At 63.9% G+C, this 1,321-nt stretch carries 1 protein-coding gene and 1 other annotated feature; the gene reads left to right on the forward strand.

The window, feature by feature from the left end; genetic code table 11:
- The first annotated feature begins 50 nt into the window (after positions 1-50).
- Positions 51-1,282 (forward strand): IS3 family transposase gene (locus tag ACS5NL_RS22665; protein ID WP_439356257.1). Its coding sequence is split into 2 segments (ribosomal slippage): positions 51-336 and positions 336-1,282, totalling 1,233 coding nucleotides; the frame shifts between segments, so codons are not numbered across the junction.
- Positions 332-448 (forward strand) — a sequence feature (AL1L pseudoknot). Its footprint overlaps the gene before it by 117 nt.
- Positions 1,283-1,321 lie beyond the last annotated feature (39 nt).

Raw genomic sequence — 1,321 nt, forward strand, 5'->3', positions numbered from 1 at the left:
TGAACCGCCCCGGGTTTTGAGGAGGCTCTTTTCCCTGAGAGGATAGAGCCATGAGCAAGAAGTCGAACCAGTTTTCACCAGAAGTGCGCGAGCGTGCCGTTCGCATGGTCCTGGAGCACCGGGGCGAGTACCCGTCGTTGTGGGCCGCCATTGATTCGATCGCACCCAAGATCGGTTGTGTGCCGCAGACCCTGCACACCTGGGTCAAGCGCCACGAGGTCGACAGCGGCCTGCGCGAGGGCGTCACTACTTCCGAGCTGCAGCGTCTCAAGGAACTCGAACGCGAGAACAAGGAGCTGCGCAAGGCCAACGAGATCTTGAAGCTGGCCAGCGCGTTTTTCGCCCAGGCGGAGCTCGACCGCCGTCTGAAGTCCTGAAGGGCTTCATCGACCAGCATCGAAAGGCCTACGGGGTCGAGTCGATCTGCAAGGTGTTGCAGATCGCCCCGTCAGGCTATTGGCGCCACGCCTGCGCACAGCGCAACCCCGAGCGACGCTGCGCCAGAGCTCAACGCGACGATGCCCTGATGCTGCACATCCAGCGCGTGTGGCACGCCAACATGCAGGTCTACGGCGCCGACAAGGTCTGGAAGCAGCTCAACCGCGAAGGCATCGCCATTGCGCGCTGCACGGTCGAACGCCTGATGCGGCGCCTGGGCTTACAGGGCGTGCGCCGCGGCAAGGTGGTGCGTACCACCATCAGCGATGGCCGGGCACCGTGCCCGCTGGACCGGGTCAACCGTGTGTTCAGAGCAGACCGGCCCAACCAGCTCTGGGTCTCGGACTTCACCTACGTCTCGACCTGGCAAGGCTGGCTGTACGTGGCCTTTGTGATCGACGTGTACGCCCGGCGCATCGTGGGCTGGCGGGTGAGCAGCTCGATGCGCACGGACTTCGTGCTTGATGCCATGGAGCAGGCGCTGTACGCACGCCAGCCCGAGCGCGACGGCAGCCTGGTTTGCCACTCCGACAGGGGGTCGCAATACGTCAGCATCCGCTACACCGAGCGACTGGCCGAGGCCGGCATCGAGCCCTCGGTGGGCAGCAAAGGTGACAGCTACGACAACGCGCTGGCCGAGACGATCAACGGGCTGTACAAGGCCGAATTGATCCACCGGCGAGCACCGTGGAAGACCAAGGAATCGGTGGAGCTGGCCACCCTCGAATGGGTGTCATGGTTCAACCACCACAGGCTGCTCGAACCCATCGGCTACATCCCGCCGGCCGAGGCTGAGGCAAACTACTGGCGGCAACTCGCCAATCAGGCCGCAACAACGGCCTGACTTAAACCAACCAGCCTCCACGATTCCCGGGGCGGTTCA

The organism is Hydrogenophaga sedimenti (assembly GCF_051857515.1).
Taxonomy (GTDB): Bacteria; Pseudomonadota; Gammaproteobacteria; order Burkholderiales; family Burkholderiaceae_C; genus Hydrogenophaga.